Origin of the sequence: Devosia sp. 1566 (genome assembly GCF_004005995.1) — a bacterium.
GTDB lineage: Bacteria > Pseudomonadota > Alphaproteobacteria > Rhizobiales > Devosiaceae > Devosia.
The window spans coordinates 531474-550666 of sequence record NZ_CP034767.1 but is presented as its reverse complement, the minus strand read 5'-3'; the positions used below and the strand labels follow the sequence as shown (position 1 = coordinate 550666).

Here is a 19193-nt window from a genome sequence, read left to right as displayed (position 1 = left end):
TTAACGGGATGTTTACCATGTTTTCGGCAAATGAGGGTCCCTACCTTCGTGTTGCATCGCGAGGGCTCCGCCGACACCCATCAGGGGACACCAATGGCCCGCGCCTCTTCCAAATCCGTACCGGCCGAGACAGCATCGCCATCCAAACCGGGCGAGTGGCAGGCGCTGCGCGGAGAACTGGTGGCCCTGCTCGATCAGGTGGAAGGCCGCTATGTGCAAGCAGAGCAGGCCAATCCCGCCCTCGACGGATTGGCCGAGCGCGTACGGAGCCTGCGTGGCCAGGTGGAAGTACCTCAGCCGGCGATCCGCCGCAGCGAGGCGCTCAAGACCGTCAAGCGGGCTGTTGATCGCTTCACCGATCGTGAGGACGACCAGGCCGCCGAGGCTACCGATGCGCTGACGCTGGCTATCGCCGAGATTCGCGGCCGGCAGATGTCGGCGCCCGCAGCAGCCCTGCGCCGACAAGCCAATGACATGCCTGAATTCCGCGAACTGAGCGGGCTGGTGGGCGGTCTATCAAACCGGCTGGCGCGGCTGGAAGGCGAACTCAAAGCGCAGCGCGATGGCCATGGCAATGTGCGCGAAGTTGCCAGCCAGGTCGAACAACTCACCCATGTAGTGGAACTGCTGGCTGGCGCCGTCGGGGAAACCGGGCAGGTCAAGCGGCTCGAAGCCCAGATCGGGAGCCTGGCGCGCCTGATCGGGGAAGCGCCCCAGGTTGATCTTTCCGCTATCAACACCAGGCTCGACGATGTGTCGGCGACGGTGGGCAAGCTTGCCCAGTTGCAGGCCGAGCAGATGGAGCGGGAAATTGTGCGCGAGGATCGACGCGCGCAGCAACCCCGTCCCGCCGGCGTCGAAGCGCTGGCGCCCACGATGGACGCGATCGAAAACAGCGTCCGCAATGTTTATGACCGCATCGACGCGATCGAAAAGAACGTGGCGCTGGGATCGGGCGATTTTGAACGGCTGACCGCCGAAATGGCCGCCTTCACCAAGGCAATCAAGGAGCGGGAAGCCCAGCCCGGCAAGCTCGTCGCCAAGGTTGATGCCCTTGCGGCCCGGATTGGGGCGTTTGATGCGCGCAACGACGATATCGATGGGCTCAAGGATGATATCTCGACGCTGCGTCAGGCGGTGATTGCCGGCATGGAGCCACGGTTCTCGCGCATCGAGAGCCAGCTCGAAGTGCTGACGGACCTTGCTGCGAACCCCGCCCCGGTACCCGACAATTCGCAGGTCGAGAACCAGCTCAAGCTGTTGATGGAGCGCATGGACGAGACCGGCGCCCAGCTCAATAGCCTGGCGAGCCTTTACTCGGCCAAGGAAGCCGATGCGCCCGATCTGGAGGCGCTGGCGAACCTGGTTGCTGAGCGCACCAGCGATGCCGTGACCCGCAAGGCTCCGGCACCTGTGGCCATGTTCGGCCCTGAAAGCCTCAAGAGCATTGAGGACCGTATTGGGGGCCTGATCAAGCGGGCTGGACGCGAACCCGATATCGAAGCCCTCGCCAATCTGGTCGCAGAAAAGACCTCGCAGGCTGTGGCCGGCGTTGCCCCAACAGCCGCCCCGGGCCTGAGCGAGGAGAATCTTTCGGCCCTTGAAGGGCGCATGACGGCCTTGTTCAACACCGCCGGCAAGGACACGGCCGAACGCTTGGCGCGGCTTGAAGCCACGTTGCGGGAGCGGGAAGCGGCCCAGACCGACGCCACGGCCACTCCGGCGCGAGAAGCCAGCAAGCCCACCAAGGCTGCCGCCGAGATGGCGGGCCTTGAAGCCATGCTGACCGCACTTGCCCAATCCAAGGGCGACTCCATGCCGGCAAACCCGGCCGATGAAGCGCCACTGCTTGATCCGGGCTTCAAGGATTTCGGCCCGATCACCCGGCCAGTCGGCCGCCCGCCCCAGCCTGGCGCCACGGCGGCAATGGCTGATGCACGCCCCAGCTTTGACCCAAGCACGGTGGAGCCGCCACCGCGGCCCCAGTCGAGCTTTGGCAGCGACACGGTGGATCCGTTTGAAGCGCCTCCGGCGCCCCAACCGGCAGCCCCGTCGGTGCAGGCGACCCCCAGCCAGAGCAGCACCAGCACGTTTGTGGCGGCCGCTCGCCGCGCCCAGCGGGCCAAGGTGGAACAGCCCACCGGCATTGCTGCTGGCGGCTCGCTGATTGGCCGGGCACTTGCCCGCGTCCGGCCCGCTGCTACCGATGAGACAGCACTTGCGCCCGACACCAAAGCTGCACCCGATGAGGTTGCGGTAGCCGAAAAGCCAATCAAGCGCGAAAAGCCCAAGAAGGAGCGCAAGACGCGCCTTGCAGCGGATCCCGCGCCAGAGCCCGTGCTTGATCTTGATGCGGACGGTTCCGAAGCCGAGCCGGCGCGGCAAAGCTTCCTGCTGCGTCATCGCCGCCCCATTCTACTGGCCGCCACGCTTGCAGCCGTATCGATGCTGGCGCTCAACCTGGTGATGCAGCGCATGGAAGAGGCAGCGCCGCCTGCCGCCGCGGCCGTGGTGCAAAGCACTTCGGAAGAGCCCGTGGCCGAGCCTGCAGTTCCACCTACGGGCGAGCCTGCGCCCGCAGAGGACGGGATCGACGTTTCCACCGGTCCGCGCGTGATCGACATGATCGACGATACCGCCACGGGCTCCATCAACCCCGCGGCCACGACCAGCTTCAGCAAGTCGAGCGACGCTGCCGCCCTGCCCGAGGCCCTGACCGAAGACGCCGTTGCGGCGGCCATGGCTTACCTGCCGCTTGATCCTGCCGCAGGCGAGCCGGCCGGGCTGGTGACGGGAAGCACTCCCGATACCAGCGCGCCGGTGCAGAGCTTTGGCTTGCCACCCGAGGCGATCGGTCCGATCGAGTTGCGCCAGGCGGCTGCCGATGGCGATGCCAAGGCCCAGTTCGAAGTGGCTGCGATCTATACCGAAGGCCAGGCAATCGCCCAGGACTATGCCGAAGCCGCCATCTGGTATGAGCGCTCGGCAGCTCAGGGTTTTGGCCCGGCGCAGTATCGGCTGGGCAATCTTTATGAGGCCGGCAACGGCGTCGACAAGGACCTCGAAGTCGCCAAGCTCTGGTATCAGCGCGGCGCCGAGGCCGGCAATCGCATGGCCATGCACAATCTGGCGGCGCTTTATGCTGGCGGGCAAATGGGCGAGCAGCAGTTCGAGCTAGCCGCCGAATGGTTCGAAAAAGCGGCAATGCTGGGAATGACCGACAGCCAGTTCAACCTCGGCATGCTTTTTGCCCGTGGCCTGGGCGTCGAGCAGAATCTCGAGCAGTCGTTCAAGTGGTTCTCGCTGGCGGCGCGCAGTGGCGATGCGGATGCGACCAAAGCGCGCGATGACGTGGCCAAGTCTTTGACGGCCGAGGCCGTCCAGACCGTGGGTGACGAGATTGCGGCCTGGCGGGCCCAGCCCATCGATCTGGCGGCGAACTATGCTCCGATCGGGACCTGGCTGGCCAACTTCGAAGCGGGCGAAACCATCACCAAGACCGATGTTGTGGCCAAGGTGCAGCAGGCCCTCGCGAAACTCGGCTTTGATGTGGGCACACCCGACGGGATGGCTGGCCCCAAGACAGCCGAAGCAATCAAGGCCTTCGAGCGGGGCACGGGCATGAGCGAGAGCGGCGCCATCAATCCGCGGCTGCTCGCGGTGCTGGGCAGCCAGCCGGCCTGACCCGAGCCGTTTGACACGAGCGGGATGGGCACGTAAGCCCATCAAGCATTGCGGGTTCCGGGGGTGCAAAACACTGCCGGGACCCTGCCGCGTTTTTTGGCAGGCCTGCCAGCGGGCGGCCGCCCTGGATGGATTTGGATCTTGCAGGTTTATCTGCCGATCGCCGAACTTTCCATGAACCTCTTCTTTCTCGTGGGGATCGGAGGGGCGGTCGGCTTTCTGTCGGGCATGTTCGGCGTGGGCGGCGGATTTCTCCTCACCCCGCTCCTCATCTTTTCGGGCGTGCCGGCGCCTGTTGCCGTAGCCTCGGTAACCGGCCAGGTGGTGGCCGCGTCCACCTCGGGAGCCCTCAGTCATTATCGACGGGGCGGGATCGATTTGCATCTGGCGATGTATCTCATCTTGTCGAGCGTGCTCGGCGCCTTTGCGGGCGTGGCGATGTTCTCGTTCTTGAGCGCGGCGGGGCAGCTGGACCTCGTGATCTCGCTGGGCTTTCTGGTGCTGCTTGGCTCGATCGGGATCATGATGCTGATCGAATCGAGCCGGGCCATCCTGCGGCGGCGGTCGGGCGTGGTGGTGCGGGAGCGGCAGGCCAACCAACATAATTGGATGCACGGCCTGCCCTGGCGCGTGCGGTTCAAGAAGTCGCGCCTTTATATCAGCGTGCTGCCGGTGCTGGTGATCGGACTGTTTATCGGCTTTGTCGGCTCGCTGCTCGGTATTGGCGGCGGCTTTATCATGGTTCCGGCGCTGGTTTATCTGCTGCGGGTGCCGGGCAATGTGGTGATCGGCACCTCCTCGTTGCAGGTGGTGGCGATGATGTCGGTGACGACGGTGCTGCATGCCGTGCAGAGCCAGAGCGTCGATATTCTCCTCGCCTTCTGCCTGATGGTGGGGGGCGTGGTGGGGGCACAGTTCGGCGCTTCGGCCGGCAAGCAGTTGCGGGGCGAACAGCTGCGCGGACTGCTGGCGCTCTTGGTGCTTGCTGTCGCAATCCGCTTTGGCCTGTCGTTGGTGCTGACCCCGGCCGATCCGTTCAGCATGGCCGTGATTGGGTCACTGCAATGATCCGGCTGGTGCTCTGGCTCGTCGCCGCTTTGCTTCTCGCCATACCGGCGCAGGGCGCGCGGCTGGTGTCCCAGCTCTCCAGCGATACGGTGGATATCACCTCGAGCTTTTCGGGCGAGCGGATGACGTTTTTTGGCACCATCGCGCCTGATGTGGGCTCGAGCCAGTTGACGGTGCCTGGGCCGTTCCATGTGGTGGTGGTGGTGGTCGGGCCGACCCAGAACCGGGTGGCGCGGCAGAAAACGCATAATCTGGGGATCTGGCTCAACACCGACCAGGTGGTGTTTCCCAACTTCCCCAGCTACTTCCATGTGCTTTCGAGCGGGCGGCTGCGCGACATCACCAATCTGACGACGCTGACGGCCGAAAAGATCCTACCCGAAGCCTATACGCTCACGCCCAATGATGCGGGCTGGTGGAAAACCGCGGTGTTCGGGCGCGAACTGGTGCGCCTGATGACCGAGCAGGGCTTGTTTGGGGTGGATGAGAACGCCATCAACTTTCCGACCGAGAACTTCTATTCCGCGCGGCTGACCCTGCCCAGCAATGCGCCGCCCGGACCTTACCTGGCGCTCACTTATGTGTTCCAGAATGGCGAGGTGATCGCACGCAAATCCGAGGGCTTTGCCGTGCGCAAGATCGGGTTCGAGCGATTTCTGGCGATCACCTCCAAGCAGTATCCGTTGGCTTACGGGCTGATCTGCGTCGTGCTGGCTCTGTTCACCGGCTGGGCGGGTGGGGTGATCTTCCGGCGCTAGCTTAGCCGCGCACCAAGCGCCTGGGACTGACCGGATACAGCCGGTCCTTGCCCAGCATGGTGACTTCGAGCGCTGGCCAATGGAAGAGGCCGACAAAGGCGGGCGAGAGGATATTGAGCGACCCCGTAGCTGCGCCATAGGCGGGCAGGATCAGCAGCCGGTTGTCGTGCACAAAGCACGGGCGACGCGTGGTCCGGCCGGCCATGTGCAGATGCGCGCCCGGGTGGAGATGGCCGGCAATGAGGCCGGGCCGGTCGCGACGTGGCTCGTGCGTCAGGTGCAGGCCCGCCAGATCGAGATGGGGCAGGCAGCGCCCGCCCAGAGCGTGGGGCGCGGGATCGTGGTTGCCGGAAAGCCAGAGCCATTCGGCCATGTCGGTCATGCCATCGAGCCGAGCACGATCGCCGTCGTTGAGGGTGCGCGAGCCTTCGTCGCGGTGGAAGCTGTCGCCCAGGGCAATAAGGCGGGTCGCGCCCGTGCGGCGCAGGTCCCGTTCCAACTTGGCGAGCGTGACCCCCGTGTCATAGGGCGGCAGCATCTGGCCATGGCGGGCATAGGAGCTGAGTTTTTCCAGATGCAGGTCAGCGACCAAAAGCGTCCTTTGGGCGTGCCAATAAAGGGCGCCTGACGGCAGCGGCTCAAACAAGTTTCCGGCAAAGCGCAAGACCGGGGTCTCCGTGATCTCGGCTGTAGATAAGACTTGGCTCAAAGCTTGTCCTTGCCCTTGGAGCGCAACTCTCCGGGCCGTCTGTATTAAACTGCTTCGCCGGAGCGCTGTTGTCCTTCGGGGCCACTCATGGCCTCGCGCATCAACTCATCGGCGGCATCTGCCATAGCTGATTCGCGCCCTTCCCCATAAATCGGCTCACGGCCGATATCGAGGAGAATTGGAACGGCCAGCGGGGAAACGCGATGGAGCGGCTTGTGGACGATGTGCTGGCGGATGCGGCGCAGCATCTGACCAAGGCGCTCGATATCGAGCAGGCCGCGGGCGGCATCGCGGCGGGTGGCTTGGATCAGGATGTGGTCTGGCTCGTGCTGGTAAAGCACGTCATAGATGAGATCGGAGGACATGGTGAGCTGCCGCCCCGTTTTCTCCTTGCCGGGATGGCGGCGTTCGATCAGCCCGGCAATGATGGCGCAGTTGCGGAAGGTGCGCTTCATCAAAGCGGATTCATCGAGCCAATCCTCGAGGTCTTCGCCCAGCATGTCTTCGGCAAAGAGTTCGTCGAGCGAAAGTCGATCGGTGCGGATCAGCGCGGAGAGATCACCGAGACCCCAGATCGCCAGCGCATATTCGGAGGCGACAAAACCAAGCGGTCGCGCACGGGCGCGTTCCAGCCGGCGCGTCAGCAGCATGCCCAAGGTCTGGTGGGCGAGCCGGCCTTCAAAGGGGTAGCAGACCATGAAGTTCTGGCTGCCGCGCGCGAAGGTTTCAACCAAGAGACTATCCGAGCGGGGCAGCACCGAGACTTCCTCCTGCAGGCGCAGCCAGTCGCTGACCTGATCGGGGAGCTTGGACCATTCATGGGGATCATCGAGCAAGCGGCGCACCCGATCGGCGAGGTAGGTAGAGAGGGGAAAGCGGCCGCCCATATAGGAGGGGATCTTGGGATCGGTGGACTGGGCCCGGCTCACATAGGCCTCGTTGTCCTTCATGCCCTCGAAGGCGACGATTTCACCGCCGAACATGAAGGTGTCTCCCAGCAGCAGGGTGCCAAAAAAGTATTCCTCCATTTCCCCCAGCACGCGGCCACCATAGCCGATTGGGCCAGTTGTGGCGCCGCGCTTGAAGCCGCGGCCCCGAACGAGGCGCACCTTGACCATGGGCTCTTCAACAATGGTGCCGATATTGAGCCGATATTGCTGGGCGACCTGGGGATGGGCGATGCGCCAGCGCCCGTCGGGCATGAGCTTCAACCGGGCATAGCGCTCATAGGCGCGCAGCGCATAGCCACCGGTGGCGACAAAGTCGAGAATGCGATCGAACTGAGAGCGCGCCAGATCGCGATAAGGCCAAGCGCGACAAATCTCGGCAAAGAGCTCATCGGGGTGGAAGGGCTCGGCACAGGCCATGCCCAGGATGTGCTGGGCGAGAACATCATAGGCGCCCGAGGTCGGGTCCTCACTATCCTGATGGTTCTCCGAGACAGCTTCCACCGCCGCTTCGCATTCCAGCACTTCAAAGCGGTTGGAGGGGACCAGCAGAGCCTTGGACGGGTCATCGAGCCGGTGATTGGCGCGGCCGATGCGCTGGAGCATGCGCGACGAGCCTTTGGGCGCGCCAACCTGCACGACGAGATCCACATCGCCCCAGTCGATGCCGAGATCAAGCGTCGAGGTGCAGACCACGGCCTTAAGGACACCTGCAGACATAGCCGCTTCCACCTTGCGGCGCTGCTCGACCGAAAGCGAGCCGTGGTGGAGGGCGATGGGCAGCAGGTCCTCGTTCTGCGCCCAGAGGCCTTGGAATAAGGCCTCGGCCTGGGAGCGGGTATTGACGAAAAGGAGCGTAGTGCGGTGCTGTTTGATGGTCTCGTAGAGTTCACGATGGGCATAGGCCGCTGAGTGCCCTGCCCAAGGCAGCCGTTCTTCGGTCTGAAGGATCGCCAGCTCGGGCGGGGCGCCACCGCCAGCCGTCAGCAGATGCGTAGGCGCTTCTGGGAGTGGCTGGGCGATCCAGTCGCGCAGGAGATCGGGTCGCGCGACCGTGGCGCTGAGCGCAGTGATGCGCATATCGGGCGCCATCCGCGCCAGCCGGGCAATGGCCAGCGACAGCAATTCGCCGCGCTTGGAGGTGACCAGGGCATGGAGCTCATCGAGCACGATACGACGCACCGAGCCAAACAGCAGCTCGGCCTGAGGGTGGCTGAGCAGCAGGGCGATCTGTTCGGGGGTGGTGAGCAGGATTTGGGGCGGATTGGTGCGCTGGCGGGCGCGGCGCGACGCGGGCGTGTCGCCGGTCCGGGTCTCAACCCTGATCGGCAGGCCCATTTCCGCAATCGGGGTTTCCAGATTGCGAGCGACGTCCACCGCGAGGGCCTTGAGCGGGGAAATATAGAGCGTGTGCAAGCCCGGGCGAGGCTCGGCAATCAGGTCGGCAAGCGTGGGGAGAAAACCGGCCAGCGTCTTGCCGGCCCCGGTCGGCGCAATCAGCAGCGCCGAGGCACTGGCATTCCAGCTCTCCAGCACCGCCAGCTGATGGGCGCGCGGCGCCCATCCTTTGCTGGCGAACCAATCGGTGATCACAGGGGGCAGTTGCGGGAGGAGTTCGGTCACAGACACGCCAAGGTCTTGGGCAAGATGCAAACAGCCTATATGGTGACGAGGCGGCACAGAAGCGAGGTTGGCGGCATGATCGAGGATCGCGATGAATTGGTTGATCACCGCTCCTGGCTGGAGCGCTTCATGGGCGGCCGTCCCGGTGGCGTGATCCTGCGGTTGATCCTGTTATCGCTGGTGGCAGGCTTTTTCATGTCGGTATTCGGGGTTGATGCCACCGAGATCTTCCGGGGTGCCGTTGAACTGGTCCGCGAAACGCTGCGCGACAGTGCCGGGGTGGCGCGGACCACGCTCAATTATGTGCTGACGGGCGCAGCACTGGTGATCCCAATCTGGCTGCTGCTGCGCTTGACGGGCAAGCGCCGATGACCGCGACGCTCCATCTCACCCCGGGCGAGGCGCTGGGGCGGTTGGTGCCCCATATTCTCGAGCTGATGAGCCAGAAGCATGCCCGCATCGCGGTGGGGATCACCGGGGGCCCCGGCGTCGGCAAATCGACGCTGGCGGCAGAACTCGTGACCATGATCAACGCAACCCATCCCGGGATTGCGGCCCTTGTGCCCATGGACGGGTTTCACATGCGCCATGCCAAGCTCGAAGCGCTGGGACAGACCGAGCGCAAGGGTGCGCCGCACACTTTTGAGGGGGAAGCCTTTGTGGATTTCCTCCACCAGCTCAAAAGGGCCACGGAGACGATCAGCGGACCCGGTTATTCGCGCAAGATCGAGGATGTGGTGGAGGATGCCTTCGCAATTGGCCCGGAAGTGCGGGTGCTGATTGTCGAGGGTAACTACCTGCTGCTGACGCAGGGGCCATGGGCCGGCGTCAAGTCGCTGCTCGACTATTGCGTCTTCATCAACGTGCCGCGTGAACGGGTGGAACAGCGTTTGCTGCGGCGCCACGCAGCCGAAGGGCTGTTCACCGAGGAGCGCAATCGCGCCCATATAGCGCGCAATGACCTGCCCAATTATGACCTGGTTTGGGAGTCGCGCGACCGCGCCGATGTGATCATCGAACTCGATACCGAAAGCTGAAACTGTGCTGAACAGCCACTGGCAGCGCTGCGAAATGCCGTTATAAGCTGGGGGCTGTTGCCCCTCCCCTGCTTTTCCCCCGAGTTGATCGATGACCACGACCACGCCGCTGCGGCCGCAATATCCATTCGTGGTGCGGCATGGTGATGTGTGGAAAATCGCCCTGCCCGCGAGCCTGGCCTTTATCACCGAGCCCATTGTGGGGCTGGTTGATATCACGGTAATCGGGCGGCTGGGCGATGCGAGCCTGCTGGGCGGGCTGGTTCTGGCCGCACTGCTGTTCGATGTGCTGTTTTCCTTGGCTTATTTCCTGCGCATCGGCACGGCCGGGTTGACCGCCCAGGCGGTTGGCGCGCGTGAGGCCAATGGTGGGCTGGTGCATGCCAGCCGGGCCATCATGCTCGCGGTGCTGATCGGCATCGCGATGATCGCCTTCGCCGGACCAATCTTGTGGCTGAGCAATCGCTTGCTTGCCCCCGAAGCGGGAGTATCCGCTGCAATGGGCGAGTATTTTGCCGTTCGCATCTGGGCGGCGCCCTTTGCGCTGTTGAACTATGCGCTGCTGGGGTGGTTTTACGGCCGGGCGCAGGCCACCACCGGCATGATGCTGCAAATGCTGCTCCATGGCATCGATATCGTACTCAGCATCTGGTTCGTGCATGGCTTGGGCTGGGGCGTGCCGGGCGCGGCCTGGGCCACGGTGATCGGCCAAGCGGTCGCGGCCCTGCTTGGGCTGGGGCTGCTGGTGCGCCATTTCGGCGGCTTGGGCCGGATCGCTCACCTTGTGCCACTGACCGAGCTGCTCGATCCGAAGGGCCTGAAGCGCATGTTCGGCCTGAGCCGGGATCTGATGATCCGGTCCATGGCGCTGATGGGCGCCTATGCGTGGTTTGCGGCGCAGGGCACGCGCATGGGCGAGGTGGCGCTATCAGGCAATGCCTTGTTGCTGAACCTCCTCATGGTGGCCGGGTATTTTCTGGATGGCATCGCGCAGGCGGCCGAGCAATTGAGCGGCAAAGCACTCGGCGCCAATTGGCGGCCAGCCTTTGATCAGGCTTATCGGCTCAGCTTTGCCTGGGGTTTCATGCTGGCGGCGGGGCTGGGCCTGGCCTGGTTCGCCGGCGGACCCTGGATCATTGGCCTCATGACGACCAATGCGGAAGTGCAGCAGCATGCCCTGCTCTACCTGCCCGTGGCGGCGCTCTGCGCCGTCACCTTCATGCCGGCCGTGGTGTTTGACGGCATTCTGGTGGGCACGACGCTCAATGTGCTGATGCGCAATGGCATGGTGGCGTCGCTGGTGGTGTTTTTGGCCGCAGTCGCCGTGCTGCAGCCCTTGTGGGGCAATTGGGGATTGTGGGCCGCGCTCCATTGCTGGTTTTTGGCGCGCGGAGCGATTTACTGGTGGGCGTTGGAGCGGCGCAAGGCCGGCTTGTTCGCCGCCTAGGGGGTGGTGGCGTCGCCAGCCCAGTGCTCGACACGGGTGCCGACGAGCTCGCTTATATTGGTTTTGCCCTGGGCGCGCACGGCAGCGGCAAGGCCCTGCTTGATGCGGTCGAGCAGGTCCAGACCGCCAAACACCAGCGCGGAATAAAGCTGGACGGCATTGGCACCCGCTTCGAACTTGGCGAGAGCCGTTTGCGGCGAATGAATGCCACCGACCCCGATGATGGGCAAATCGCCGACACGCTGGCGCGTTTGGGCCAGGCGTTGCGTAGCGCGGTTGAACAAGGGCTTGCCCGAAAGCCCGCCCGCCTCGGTGGCGTTGGCTTGGCCCTGCACAGTGTCGCGGCTGAGCGTGGTGTTGGAGACAATGAGGCCATCGAGATCGGTGGCCAGCACCACTTTGGCGATGGCGTCGAGCGCAGCCTCGTCGAGATCGGGGGCGATCTTGAGGAAAACGGGAACCCGGACGCGGCTTTTGGCGCGGGCGTGCAGCACTTCACCCAGGAGGCGGCGCAGGGCCTCGTCGCTTTGTAGATCACGCAGGCCAGGGGTGTTGGGCGAGGAGATATTGACGGTCAGGTAATCGGCGAGATCGGCGAAGCGCTGCACGCCCAGAACGTAATCGGCGACGAAATCGGCGCTGTCCTTGTTGGCGCCGATATTGATGCCAAGGACAGCGGGAACGCGGGCGTCCTTGAGGCGGGCGAAGACCGCTTCGTGGCCTTCATTGTTGAAGCCCATGCGGTTGATGACGCCCTCGCCCTCGGGCAGGCGGAACAGACGCGGCTTGGGATTGCCCGCTTGCGGACGCGGGGTGACGGTGCCGATCTCGACCATGCCAAAACCCATCAGGGCCAGGGGACGTGCCACTTCGGCATTCTTGTCAAAGCCGGCCGCCATGCCCACGGGATTGCTTAACTCAAGCCCGCACAAAGTGGTGCGTAGCTCGGGCGGATCAGCCTGGGCCTGTTCGGGGCCAAGACCCAGCCGCAGCGCCTTGATCGTGGCGAGGTGGGCGGTTTCCGCATCGAGCTTGAGCAAGGCGTCGCGCGTCAGCTCCTGAACCGGCGCGAGACGCAGCAATGGTGAAAGAGCCGAGAAGATCATTGCACGGCCTCGGGCAAGATGCAGGTGCCGTCAGCCGCAACAGCAAGCGGCGCTTCCCAGACAATGGCCGTTGTGGGTAGATCAGCATAAAGATGGGGGAAGAGCTGGCCGCCGCGCGAAGGCTCCCAGACGAGCAGTTGCGCCAGATCGGCCGTGCGCACCGCTAGGAGCACCAGGTCAGACTGCCCGGCGAAGTGGAGGCGCAGGGTTTCAGGCAGTTGCGCGGCGGTGGAAAAATGCATGTAGCCATCGGCAGCGTCGATCGGCATGCCGGGAAATGCAGGCGCGGCACGATAAGGCGCGAATGCAGCCTCGGTGGCGATCTTGTAAATAAGAGCGGGCGTGGTCATGGCGCGACCCTAATCACCACTTTGCGGATGGGGCAAGCGGGGCGCTTTACAGGGGGCGGGAAGATGTGTAGAAAAATAGGACTAATTGCCTAGGCGAGACAAGTTTCCTTGCTGCTGTGAGTTGCCTGCCCATGTTGTCACATCGAGCCGTTTGGGATGGAATTGACGCCCTAGCGCGGCGGCAACGGCTGTCGGTTTCGGCGCTGGCCAAGCTTGCGGGGCTCGATGCCACGGCGTTCAACGTATCCAAGCGCGTGAGCAAGGACGGACGGGAGCGCTGGCCCTCCACGGAAAGCCTCGCCAAGATCCTCGAAGCGACGGGCGAGGGTTTCGATACGTTCCTGGCCGGGACCGGGGCTTTTATGCAGATGCCCGAGCGTGGATCAGCCCCTACTGTGCCACTGCTGGGCTTGGCGCAGGCCGGTTCAGGCGGGTTTTTCGACAGCGCGGGTTTCCCGGCCGGTCAGGGCTGGGAGGAGATTGCCCTGCCCACCCCTGGAGAAGCCGGGATCTATGCGCTTGAGGTGCAGGGCGACTCCATGGAGCCGCTGTATCGCGAAGGCGACCGGATCGTGGTGTCGCCTACCGAGCAGGTGCGGCGGGGCGACCGGGTCGTGGTCAAGACGCGCGATGGCGAAGTGATGGCCAAGATCCTCGCGCGGCAAACGGCCAAGCAGATCGAGCTGCATTCAGTCAATCCCGCCTATGAGCCGCGCTTGATCAACACCGCCGATATTGAATGGATCGCGCGGATCATCTGGGCCAGCCAATAAGGCGGCCCCGATGGTGATGCCCCCCGGCTCAGAGCCGGGGTGACAGCCGGATGTGGCGGACGAATCTCGTCCAGTCAGGTCAGGCGGCGGATGAGTTCAGCAGCTTGCCTTCGAGGGCGTCCTCGATGAGCCTGCGCGTTTCCCCCACGCCGTACAGGGCGATGAAGGAGCCGAAGCGCGGGCCTTGATCCTCGCCGAGCAGCACCTGGTAGATAGCCTTGAACCAGTCGCGCAGCGGCTCGAACTTGTGGGCCTTGCCGATTTCGTAGACCAGGTTCTGCAGCGCCTCGGCATCGGTCGAGCCGGCATAGGCCTCGAGCTGGGTGCGCAGGTCCTCAAGCGCGGCGCGCTCGTGATCGGTAGGCGCGCGGTAGGTCTTGAACGGCTTAACACGGTCGTTGAAGTAGCGCACCGCATAGCCGGCGAGCTTGTCGAGCTCGGGATGGGTAACGGGGCTCGCGCCGGGGATGTAGCGCGAGATGAAGCCCCACATCACCTTGGTGTCCTGGGCATTGGCGGTGGCGACCAGGTTGAGCAGCAGCGCAAAGCTCAGCGGCACGTCCGGGTTCGGCACGTCGCCGTAATGGACGTGGAACGCCGGGTTCTCGAGCCGGGCAGCGGCGTCCTGCTCCTGGTAGGCCGCAACATGGGAGTAATAGTCGTCGACCTGGCGCGGGATGACGTCGAAGTGCAAGCGCTTGGCAACACGCGGCTTGAGGAACATGTAGAGCCCCAGACTCTCAGTTGACGCATAGGTCAGCCATTCATCGATGGTGAGCCCGTTGCCCTTGGACTTGGAGATCTTCTGGCCCTCGGAATCGAGAAAGAGCTCGTAGACATAGTGCTCGGGCGGGGTGCCGCCGAGAATGGCGCAGATCTTGTCGTAGATGTGCTGGTTGGTTTGGTGATCCTTGCCGAACATCTCGAAATCGACGCCCAGGGCGGCCCAGCGCATGCCGAAATCGGGCTTCCACTGCAGCTTTACGTGGCCGCCAGTGACCGGAACCGTGGTGTCGCGGCCATCTTCGTCGGTGAAGGTGACAGTGCCGTCCTTGGCATTGACCTCCTTCATCGGCACGTAGAGCACGCGGCCGGAGATGGGCGAGATCGGCAAAAAGGGCGAGTAGGTTGCCTGCCGCTCGGCACCCAGCGTCGGCAGCATCACCGCCATGATGTCGTCGTAGCGTTCGGCGGCGAGGCGCAGCACCGTGTCGAAGCGGCCGGACTTGTAGTAGTCGGTAGCGCTGGCGAACTCGTAGTCGAAGCCGAAAGTGTCAAGAAAACGCCGGAGCATGGCGTTGTTGTGATCGCCGAAGCTGTTGTGCTCGTTGGTCCAAGGGTCCGGCACGGAGGTCAGCGGCTTTTGCAGATGCGGCTCCATCGCCTCCTTGGAGGGGACGGTTTCCGGGATCTTGCGCATGCCGTCCATGTCATCGGAGAAGCAGAGGAGCCGGGTGGGCACCTGGTCGCGGGTGAGCAGGCGGAATGCCGTGCGCACCATCGTGGTACGGGCCACTTCGCCGAAGGTGCCGATATGGGGCAGGCCCGAGGGACCATAGCCGGTTTCGAACAGGGCTTCCTTCTTCCCGGTTTTTTCGAGCCGCGCGACGAGCTTGCGGGCTTCCTCAAACGGCCAGGCGCGGGCGGTTTGGGCAGCGTCAAAAAACGCAGGATCGAGTTCGGGCAGCGGAGCGGGCGACAATGCAACAGGCCTTTCGGAGGAGGTTTGAGCGTGTGTTGCATCCCCTGCCCCTTGCGTCAATTGTGCTGGCGCTTGCCGCCCGCCCGCCAACTGCCTAGGGTCGCCGGCGCAGAGACAAGGAAAAAGGCCGTTTCGTTAATGATTTCTGAAGAGGCAGCAACGCGGCCCGATGCTCTTGCCGGCTTTGCCGAGCGGTTTCCCGGCATTCAACTGCGCCTGCATTATGAGCGGATTGCGCCGGGAACAGCGACAGTCGGGGTGCAGGAGATCACCGACCGCGCGGCTCTTGGCGACGTGTTCACCGCCTACCGCGCTACGCAGCGGCAGGTGGAGGTGTCGATGAAGAACGTATTCGCGCGGCCAATGCGCATCGGCGATATTGCGGCGCGGCTGGGTGAGTTCCCGGTGGCTAACCGGCAAGCCTTTATCGCCTATCGCGATCGCTTTGCCCAAGAGGCGGGTCCGATCACCGTTGACGCACCGGCTTATGATCTGGGTGCGGGGCGCTTGCTGCTGCTGGACGGCAATCATCGCGCGACGGCCCTGTTCATGGGCGAGGTGCCGTTCGTGTTGCGCCTGCATGTGCTGAGCGCGCCGGTCAGCCGGCGCGTGCTCATCGACCTCAAATACTGGGATGGCGGCTGGCGGCGCCTGTTCAGTAAAATCCGACCGGGAACCAGCGCAGATAAAGCTCGTCCAGCGCACCGCTTTCCTTGAGCTCCACCAGCGCCCAATCAATGGCGTGACGGATGGCGTCGTTGCCGGCGGGAACGGCGATGGCCAAGCCTTCCCCAAACAGGGCCGGACGGAAATAGGCGGGCCCGGCAAAACCGCAGCAGCTCAGATTATCGTTGAGCCAGAAGGATGCGCGCATGCCGTCACCGAAATAAGCGTCGACCGTGCCCTCGGCTACCGCGGCAAGGGCAGCCGCTTCGCTGTCAAAGCCCTGGATGGTGGCGCCCGGCAGGTAGCGGGTCATGAAGGTTTCGTGGGCGCTGCCGCGGCGCACCGCCACCGTCTTGCCCGCAAGCTGGGCCGGATCGAACTGCTCGATATCGGCGGCTCGGGTCACAAAGCGCCCTGGCAGGGCCAAGTAAGTGGTGGAATAATCAAAACGCTGGCCGTTCTCGGGCGAAAGCGCGAGGCCGGCGATCAAGGCGTCGCCCTGATTGTCCGCCAAGGCATTGGCAGCCTGATCCCAGGGCCAGGCCTGGATGGTGCAGGCGGTATCGACCTGGGTGCAGATGCGCCGAGCCAGATCGATGTTGAAGCCGATCAGTTCGCCGCTGGCGTCACGGAAGTTGAACGGCGGGAAGTCCGCCGTGGTGAGAAAGCGGATTGCCGGCACCTGCGCGAGGCTAGGCGCGATTTCCCGTGCGCTGGGATCGGCGTGATAAGGCAAGGGCTGCGCCTGCGCCAACGCTGCGCCACCCAGCGCACTCGCCAGCAGGACGATCAGGCGCAGAAACGCGGGGGCGCGCATCTAGACCTGATCCAGTCCGTAAAGCAGATCGGCCAGCAGATCCTCAGTTGCTTCTAGCCCCACGGAAAGACGCAGCAGGCCGGGGGTGATCCCCGATTCAAGCTTGACCTCTTCGGACAAGCGCTGGTGAGTGGTGGTGCGCGGATGGGTAATGATCGACTTGGCGTCACCCAGATTGTTGGAAATCAGGATCACCGCCAATGCATCGGCCATGCGGAATGCCGCTTCCTGGCCGCCCTCGACTTCGAAGGCGACAAGGGTGGAGCCAGCGCGCATCTGACGCATGCCGAGTTCGTATTGGGGATGATCGGGATGGTGCGGATAAAGCACCCGGCTGATCTTGGGGTGATCGCTCAGCGCATTGGCAATGGCCGCAGCCGAGGCATTGGACTGGCGCACCCGGATCGGCAGGGTTTCCAGTCCTTTAAGCAGCGTCCAGGCGTTGAACGGGCTCATGGATGGACCGGTCTGGCGGATAAAAGTATGGATATCGCCCCCGATCCGCTCTTGGCTGCCCAGAATGGCGCCACCCATAACGCGGCCCTGGCCATCGATATGCTTGGTGGCGGAATAAACGACGAGGTCGGCACCCAGGGCCAGGGGCGACTGGTTGATGGGGGTGGCAAAGACATTGTCGACGATCAGCACGGCGCCATGGGCATGGGCGATGTCAGCCACGGCAGCGATATCGACCAGTTCCAGCGTGGGATTGGTCGGCGTCTCGAGAAACACCGCTTTGGTATTAGGCTGCATGGCGGCGGCAAAATTGTTGGAGTCGCGGCCATCAACCAAGGTGGAGCTGACGCCCCAGCGCGGCAAATAGTCTTCCACCACATAGCGGCAGGAGCCGAACAGGGCGCGCGCCGATACGACGTGATCGCCCGCGCGCAACTGGCTCATTAGCGCCAAGGTCACGGCAGCCATGCCCGTTGCCGTGCCGCGCGCCGCCTCGGCGCCTTCCAGCAGCGCGATGCGGTTCTGGAACATTTCGACGGTGGGATTGGAAAAGCGCGAATAGATATAGCCGGGATCGTCACCCTTGAAGCGCGCTTCGGCTGCGCCCGAACTGGGATAAACATAGCCCGAGTTCAAATACAGGGCCTCGGAGGTTTCGCCCGCCGGCGAGCGTTCAGTGCCACCATGGACCAGCTGCGTTTCGGGGGCCCTACGCGCAGGATCGAATAGCGGGTTCTCGGTCTTGGACATGGTGATCTCAACAAAAAACCGGCGCGCAGGAAAGCGGCCGGTGTGAAACGGTCCTTTAGCGACTTATTTTAAGTGGCTGCAATCGGCCGGCCAAATCACCACTTCGCGCATCTAAAGGCAATTGCTCGCCGCCGTCAATTGTTGCTAGGGGTGGCGGCGAACTTGGAGAAGCGCATGGACAAGCAGGGCGACTGGCCATCGGGGGTGTTCCCAGCCCGGCTGATCGAGGCCTTGCATGCGCAAGGCGCCATCAGGACCGAGCGGGCATTCGATGCCGACCAGGTGCAGCCGGCAAGCCTTGATCTGCGGTTGGGAGCGGTGGCTTATCGGGTGCGCTCAAGCTTTTTGCCCGGCCCGGATCATTCGGTGGCCGAGCGGATCGATGCGCTCAAGCTGCATGAGATTGACCTTTCGGGCGGGGCGGTGCTGGAGCGCGGCTGCGTTTATCTCGTGCCGCTGCAGGAAAGCCTGGCCTTGCCGCCAAGCGTAAGCGCTTCAACCAACCCCAAGAGCTCGACCGGACGGCTCGATGTTTTTACCCGGGTGATCGGGGACCGCGCGCGCGGCTTTGACCAGATGCCGGCAGGCTATCACGGCCCGCTCTATCTGGAAGTGAGCCCGCGCACCTTTCCCATTCTGGTGCGCAGCGGCTCGCGGTTGTCGCAGATGCGCTTTCGGGTGGGTGACTCGCGGCTGTCCCAGGCCGAGCATGTGCAGCTGCACGGCCTTGAAAAGTTGGTGTTTGGCGGCGATCATCCGGTGGGTGACGGGGTGGCGTTGTCGATCGACCTCAAGGGCGAGGGACGCAACGGGTTGGTTGGGTTCCGGTCCAAACGGCATACGGCAGTGGTGGATGTGGATCGCAAGGGCGCGCTCGACGTGCTCGATTTCTGGGACCCGCTCTACAATCGCGGCAGCGATGAGCTGATCCTTGATCCCGACGAATTCTATATCCTGGTCAGCGACGAAGCCGTGCATGTGCCGCCCACCCATGCAGCCGAAATGGTGCCGTTTGATCCGCTGGTGGGGGAATTTCGCGTGCATTACGCCGGGTTCTTCGACCCCGGCTTTGGCCATTCGCCCGCCGGGGGCACGGGTAGCCGGGCGGTGCTCGAAGTGCGCAGCCGGGAGGTGCCATTTCTCTTGGGCCATCGGCAGACCATTGGCCGGCTGGTTTATGAACGCCTGGCGGAGCGCCCGGAGCGCCTATACGGCACCGAGCTCAACTCGAACTACCAGGCGCAGACGCTCAAGCTGTCGAAACACTTCAAGCCCTATCCGTAACCGGAAAGGGCTTGAA

General features: G+C 63.9%; 16 protein-coding genes and 1 riboswitch. Of the genes, 9 read left to right on the top strand and 7 right to left on the bottom strand.

The window, feature by feature from the left end:
* Positions 1-93 precede the first annotated feature (93 nt).
* From ELX51_RS02640 to ELX51_RS02630, 3 genes are all read left to right on the top strand, one after another.
* A complete protein-coding gene (locus ELX51_RS02640; RefSeq protein ID WP_164854720.1) occupies positions 94-3684 on the top strand; it encodes a peptidoglycan-binding protein in 3591 nt (1196 codons plus the stop codon).
* 141 nt (positions 3685-3825) lie between these two features.
* Complete coding sequence (locus ELX51_RS02635; RefSeq protein WP_127752052.1) at positions 3826-4752, top strand: sulfite exporter TauE/SafE family protein; 927 nt, start codon at positions 3826-3828, stop codon at positions 4750-4752.
* Positions 4749-5510, top strand: a complete 762-nt coding sequence (locus tag ELX51_RS02630) for a TIGR02186 family protein (RefSeq protein ID WP_127752051.1) — start codon at positions 4749-4751, stop codon at positions 5508-5510. The genes ELX51_RS02635 and ELX51_RS02630 overlap by 4 nt, the downstream gene beginning before the upstream one ends.
* 1 nt (position 5511) lies before the next feature.
* Here ELX51_RS02630 and pdeM read toward each other — a convergent pair whose 3' ends face one another.
* Positions 5512-6219, bottom strand: a complete 708-nt coding sequence (gene pdeM / locus ELX51_RS02625; RefSeq protein WP_164854719.1) for a ligase-associated DNA damage response endonuclease PdeM — start codon at positions 6217-6219, stop codon at positions 5512-5514.
* 44 nt (positions 6220-6263) lie between these two features.
* Complete coding sequence (locus ELX51_RS02620; protein WP_248305228.1) at positions 6264-8789, bottom strand: ligase-associated DNA damage response DEXH box helicase; 2526 nt, start codon at positions 8787-8789, stop codon at positions 6264-6266.
* 24 nt (positions 8790-8813) lie between these two features.
* On the opposite strand from ELX51_RS02620, the gene ELX51_RS02615 reads away from it, so the two are divergent.
* The 3 genes from ELX51_RS02615 to ELX51_RS02605 all read left to right on the top strand — a co-directional run bounded on the left by ELX51_RS02615 (position 8814) and on the right by ELX51_RS02605 (position 11273).
* Positions 8814-9161, top strand: a complete 348-nt coding sequence (locus ELX51_RS02615; protein WP_164854675.1) for a DUF6460 domain-containing protein — start codon at positions 8814-8816, stop codon at positions 9159-9161.
* Positions 9158-9826: a hypothetical protein gene (locus tag ELX51_RS02610; protein ID WP_127752047.1), complete on the top strand. Its 669-nt coding sequence runs from the start codon at positions 9158-9160 to the stop codon at positions 9824-9826. Before ELX51_RS02615 ends, ELX51_RS02610 begins: the two co-directional genes overlap by 4 nt.
* Positions 9827-9917: 91 nt before the next feature.
* On the top strand, positions 9918-11273 hold the full coding sequence (locus ELX51_RS02605; protein WP_127752046.1) for an MATE family efflux transporter: 1356 nt from the start codon (positions 9918-9920) through the stop codon (positions 11271-11273).
* Here ELX51_RS02605 and ELX51_RS02600 read toward each other — a convergent pair.
* A complete protein-coding gene (locus ELX51_RS02600; RefSeq protein WP_127752045.1) occupies positions 11270-12379 on the bottom strand; it encodes a quinone-dependent dihydroorotate dehydrogenase in 1110 nt (369 codons plus the stop codon). The genes ELX51_RS02605 and ELX51_RS02600 overlap by 4 nt on opposite strands.
* Entirely contained in the window at positions 12376-12729 is a 354-nt protein-coding gene (locus tag ELX51_RS02595) for a DUF952 domain-containing protein (RefSeq protein ID WP_127752044.1), read from the bottom strand. The genes ELX51_RS02600 and ELX51_RS02595 overlap by 4 nt, the downstream gene beginning before the upstream one ends.
* 131 nt (positions 12730-12860) lie before the next feature.
* On the opposite strand from ELX51_RS02595, the gene ELX51_RS02590 reads away from it, so the two are divergent.
* Positions 12861-13502: a helix-turn-helix transcriptional regulator gene (locus ELX51_RS02590; protein ID WP_127752043.1), complete on the top strand. Its 642-nt coding sequence runs from the start codon at positions 12861-12863 to the stop codon at positions 13500-13502.
* 79 nt (positions 13503-13581) lie between these two features.
* On the opposite strand, the gene ELX51_RS02585 is transcribed toward ELX51_RS02590, so the two are convergent.
* Positions 13582-15204 carry a lysine--tRNA ligase gene (locus ELX51_RS02585; protein WP_127752042.1) on the bottom strand — a complete coding sequence of 541 codons (1623 nt, stop codon included), beginning with the start codon at positions 15202-15204 and terminating at the stop codon, positions 13582-13584.
* Positions 15205-15342: 138 nt separating this feature from the next.
* Here ELX51_RS02585 and ELX51_RS02580 point away from each other — a divergent pair, with 138 nt between their 5' ends.
* Positions 15343-15921 carry a hypothetical protein gene (locus ELX51_RS02580; RefSeq protein WP_127752041.1) on the top strand — a complete coding sequence of 193 codons (579 nt, stop codon included), beginning with the start codon at positions 15343-15345 and terminating at the stop codon, positions 15919-15921.
* Here ELX51_RS02580 and ELX51_RS02575 read toward each other — a convergent pair.
* Positions 15860-16687 (bottom strand): transporter substrate-binding domain-containing protein, encoded by an 828-nt coding sequence (locus tag ELX51_RS02575; protein ID WP_127752040.1) that lies wholly within the window; start codon positions 16685-16687, stop codon positions 15860-15862. The genes ELX51_RS02580 and ELX51_RS02575 overlap by 62 nt on opposite strands.
* Positions 16688-17893 (bottom strand): O-succinylhomoserine sulfhydrylase, encoded by a 1206-nt coding sequence (gene metZ / locus ELX51_RS02570; RefSeq protein WP_127752039.1) that lies wholly within the window; start codon positions 17891-17893, stop codon positions 16688-16690. It abuts the gene before it with no gap.
* A gap of 35 nt (positions 17894-17928) precedes the next feature.
* A riboswitch (SAM riboswitch) is annotated at positions 17929-18005 on the bottom strand.
* Positions 18006-18067: 62 nt separating this feature from the next.
* Here metZ and ELX51_RS02565 point away from each other — a divergent pair.
* Positions 18068-19177: a 2'-deoxycytidine 5'-triphosphate deaminase gene (locus tag ELX51_RS02565; protein ID WP_127752038.1), complete on the top strand. Its 1110-nt coding sequence runs from the start codon at positions 18068-18070 to the stop codon at positions 19175-19177.
* Positions 19178-19193: the final 16 nt, after the last annotated feature.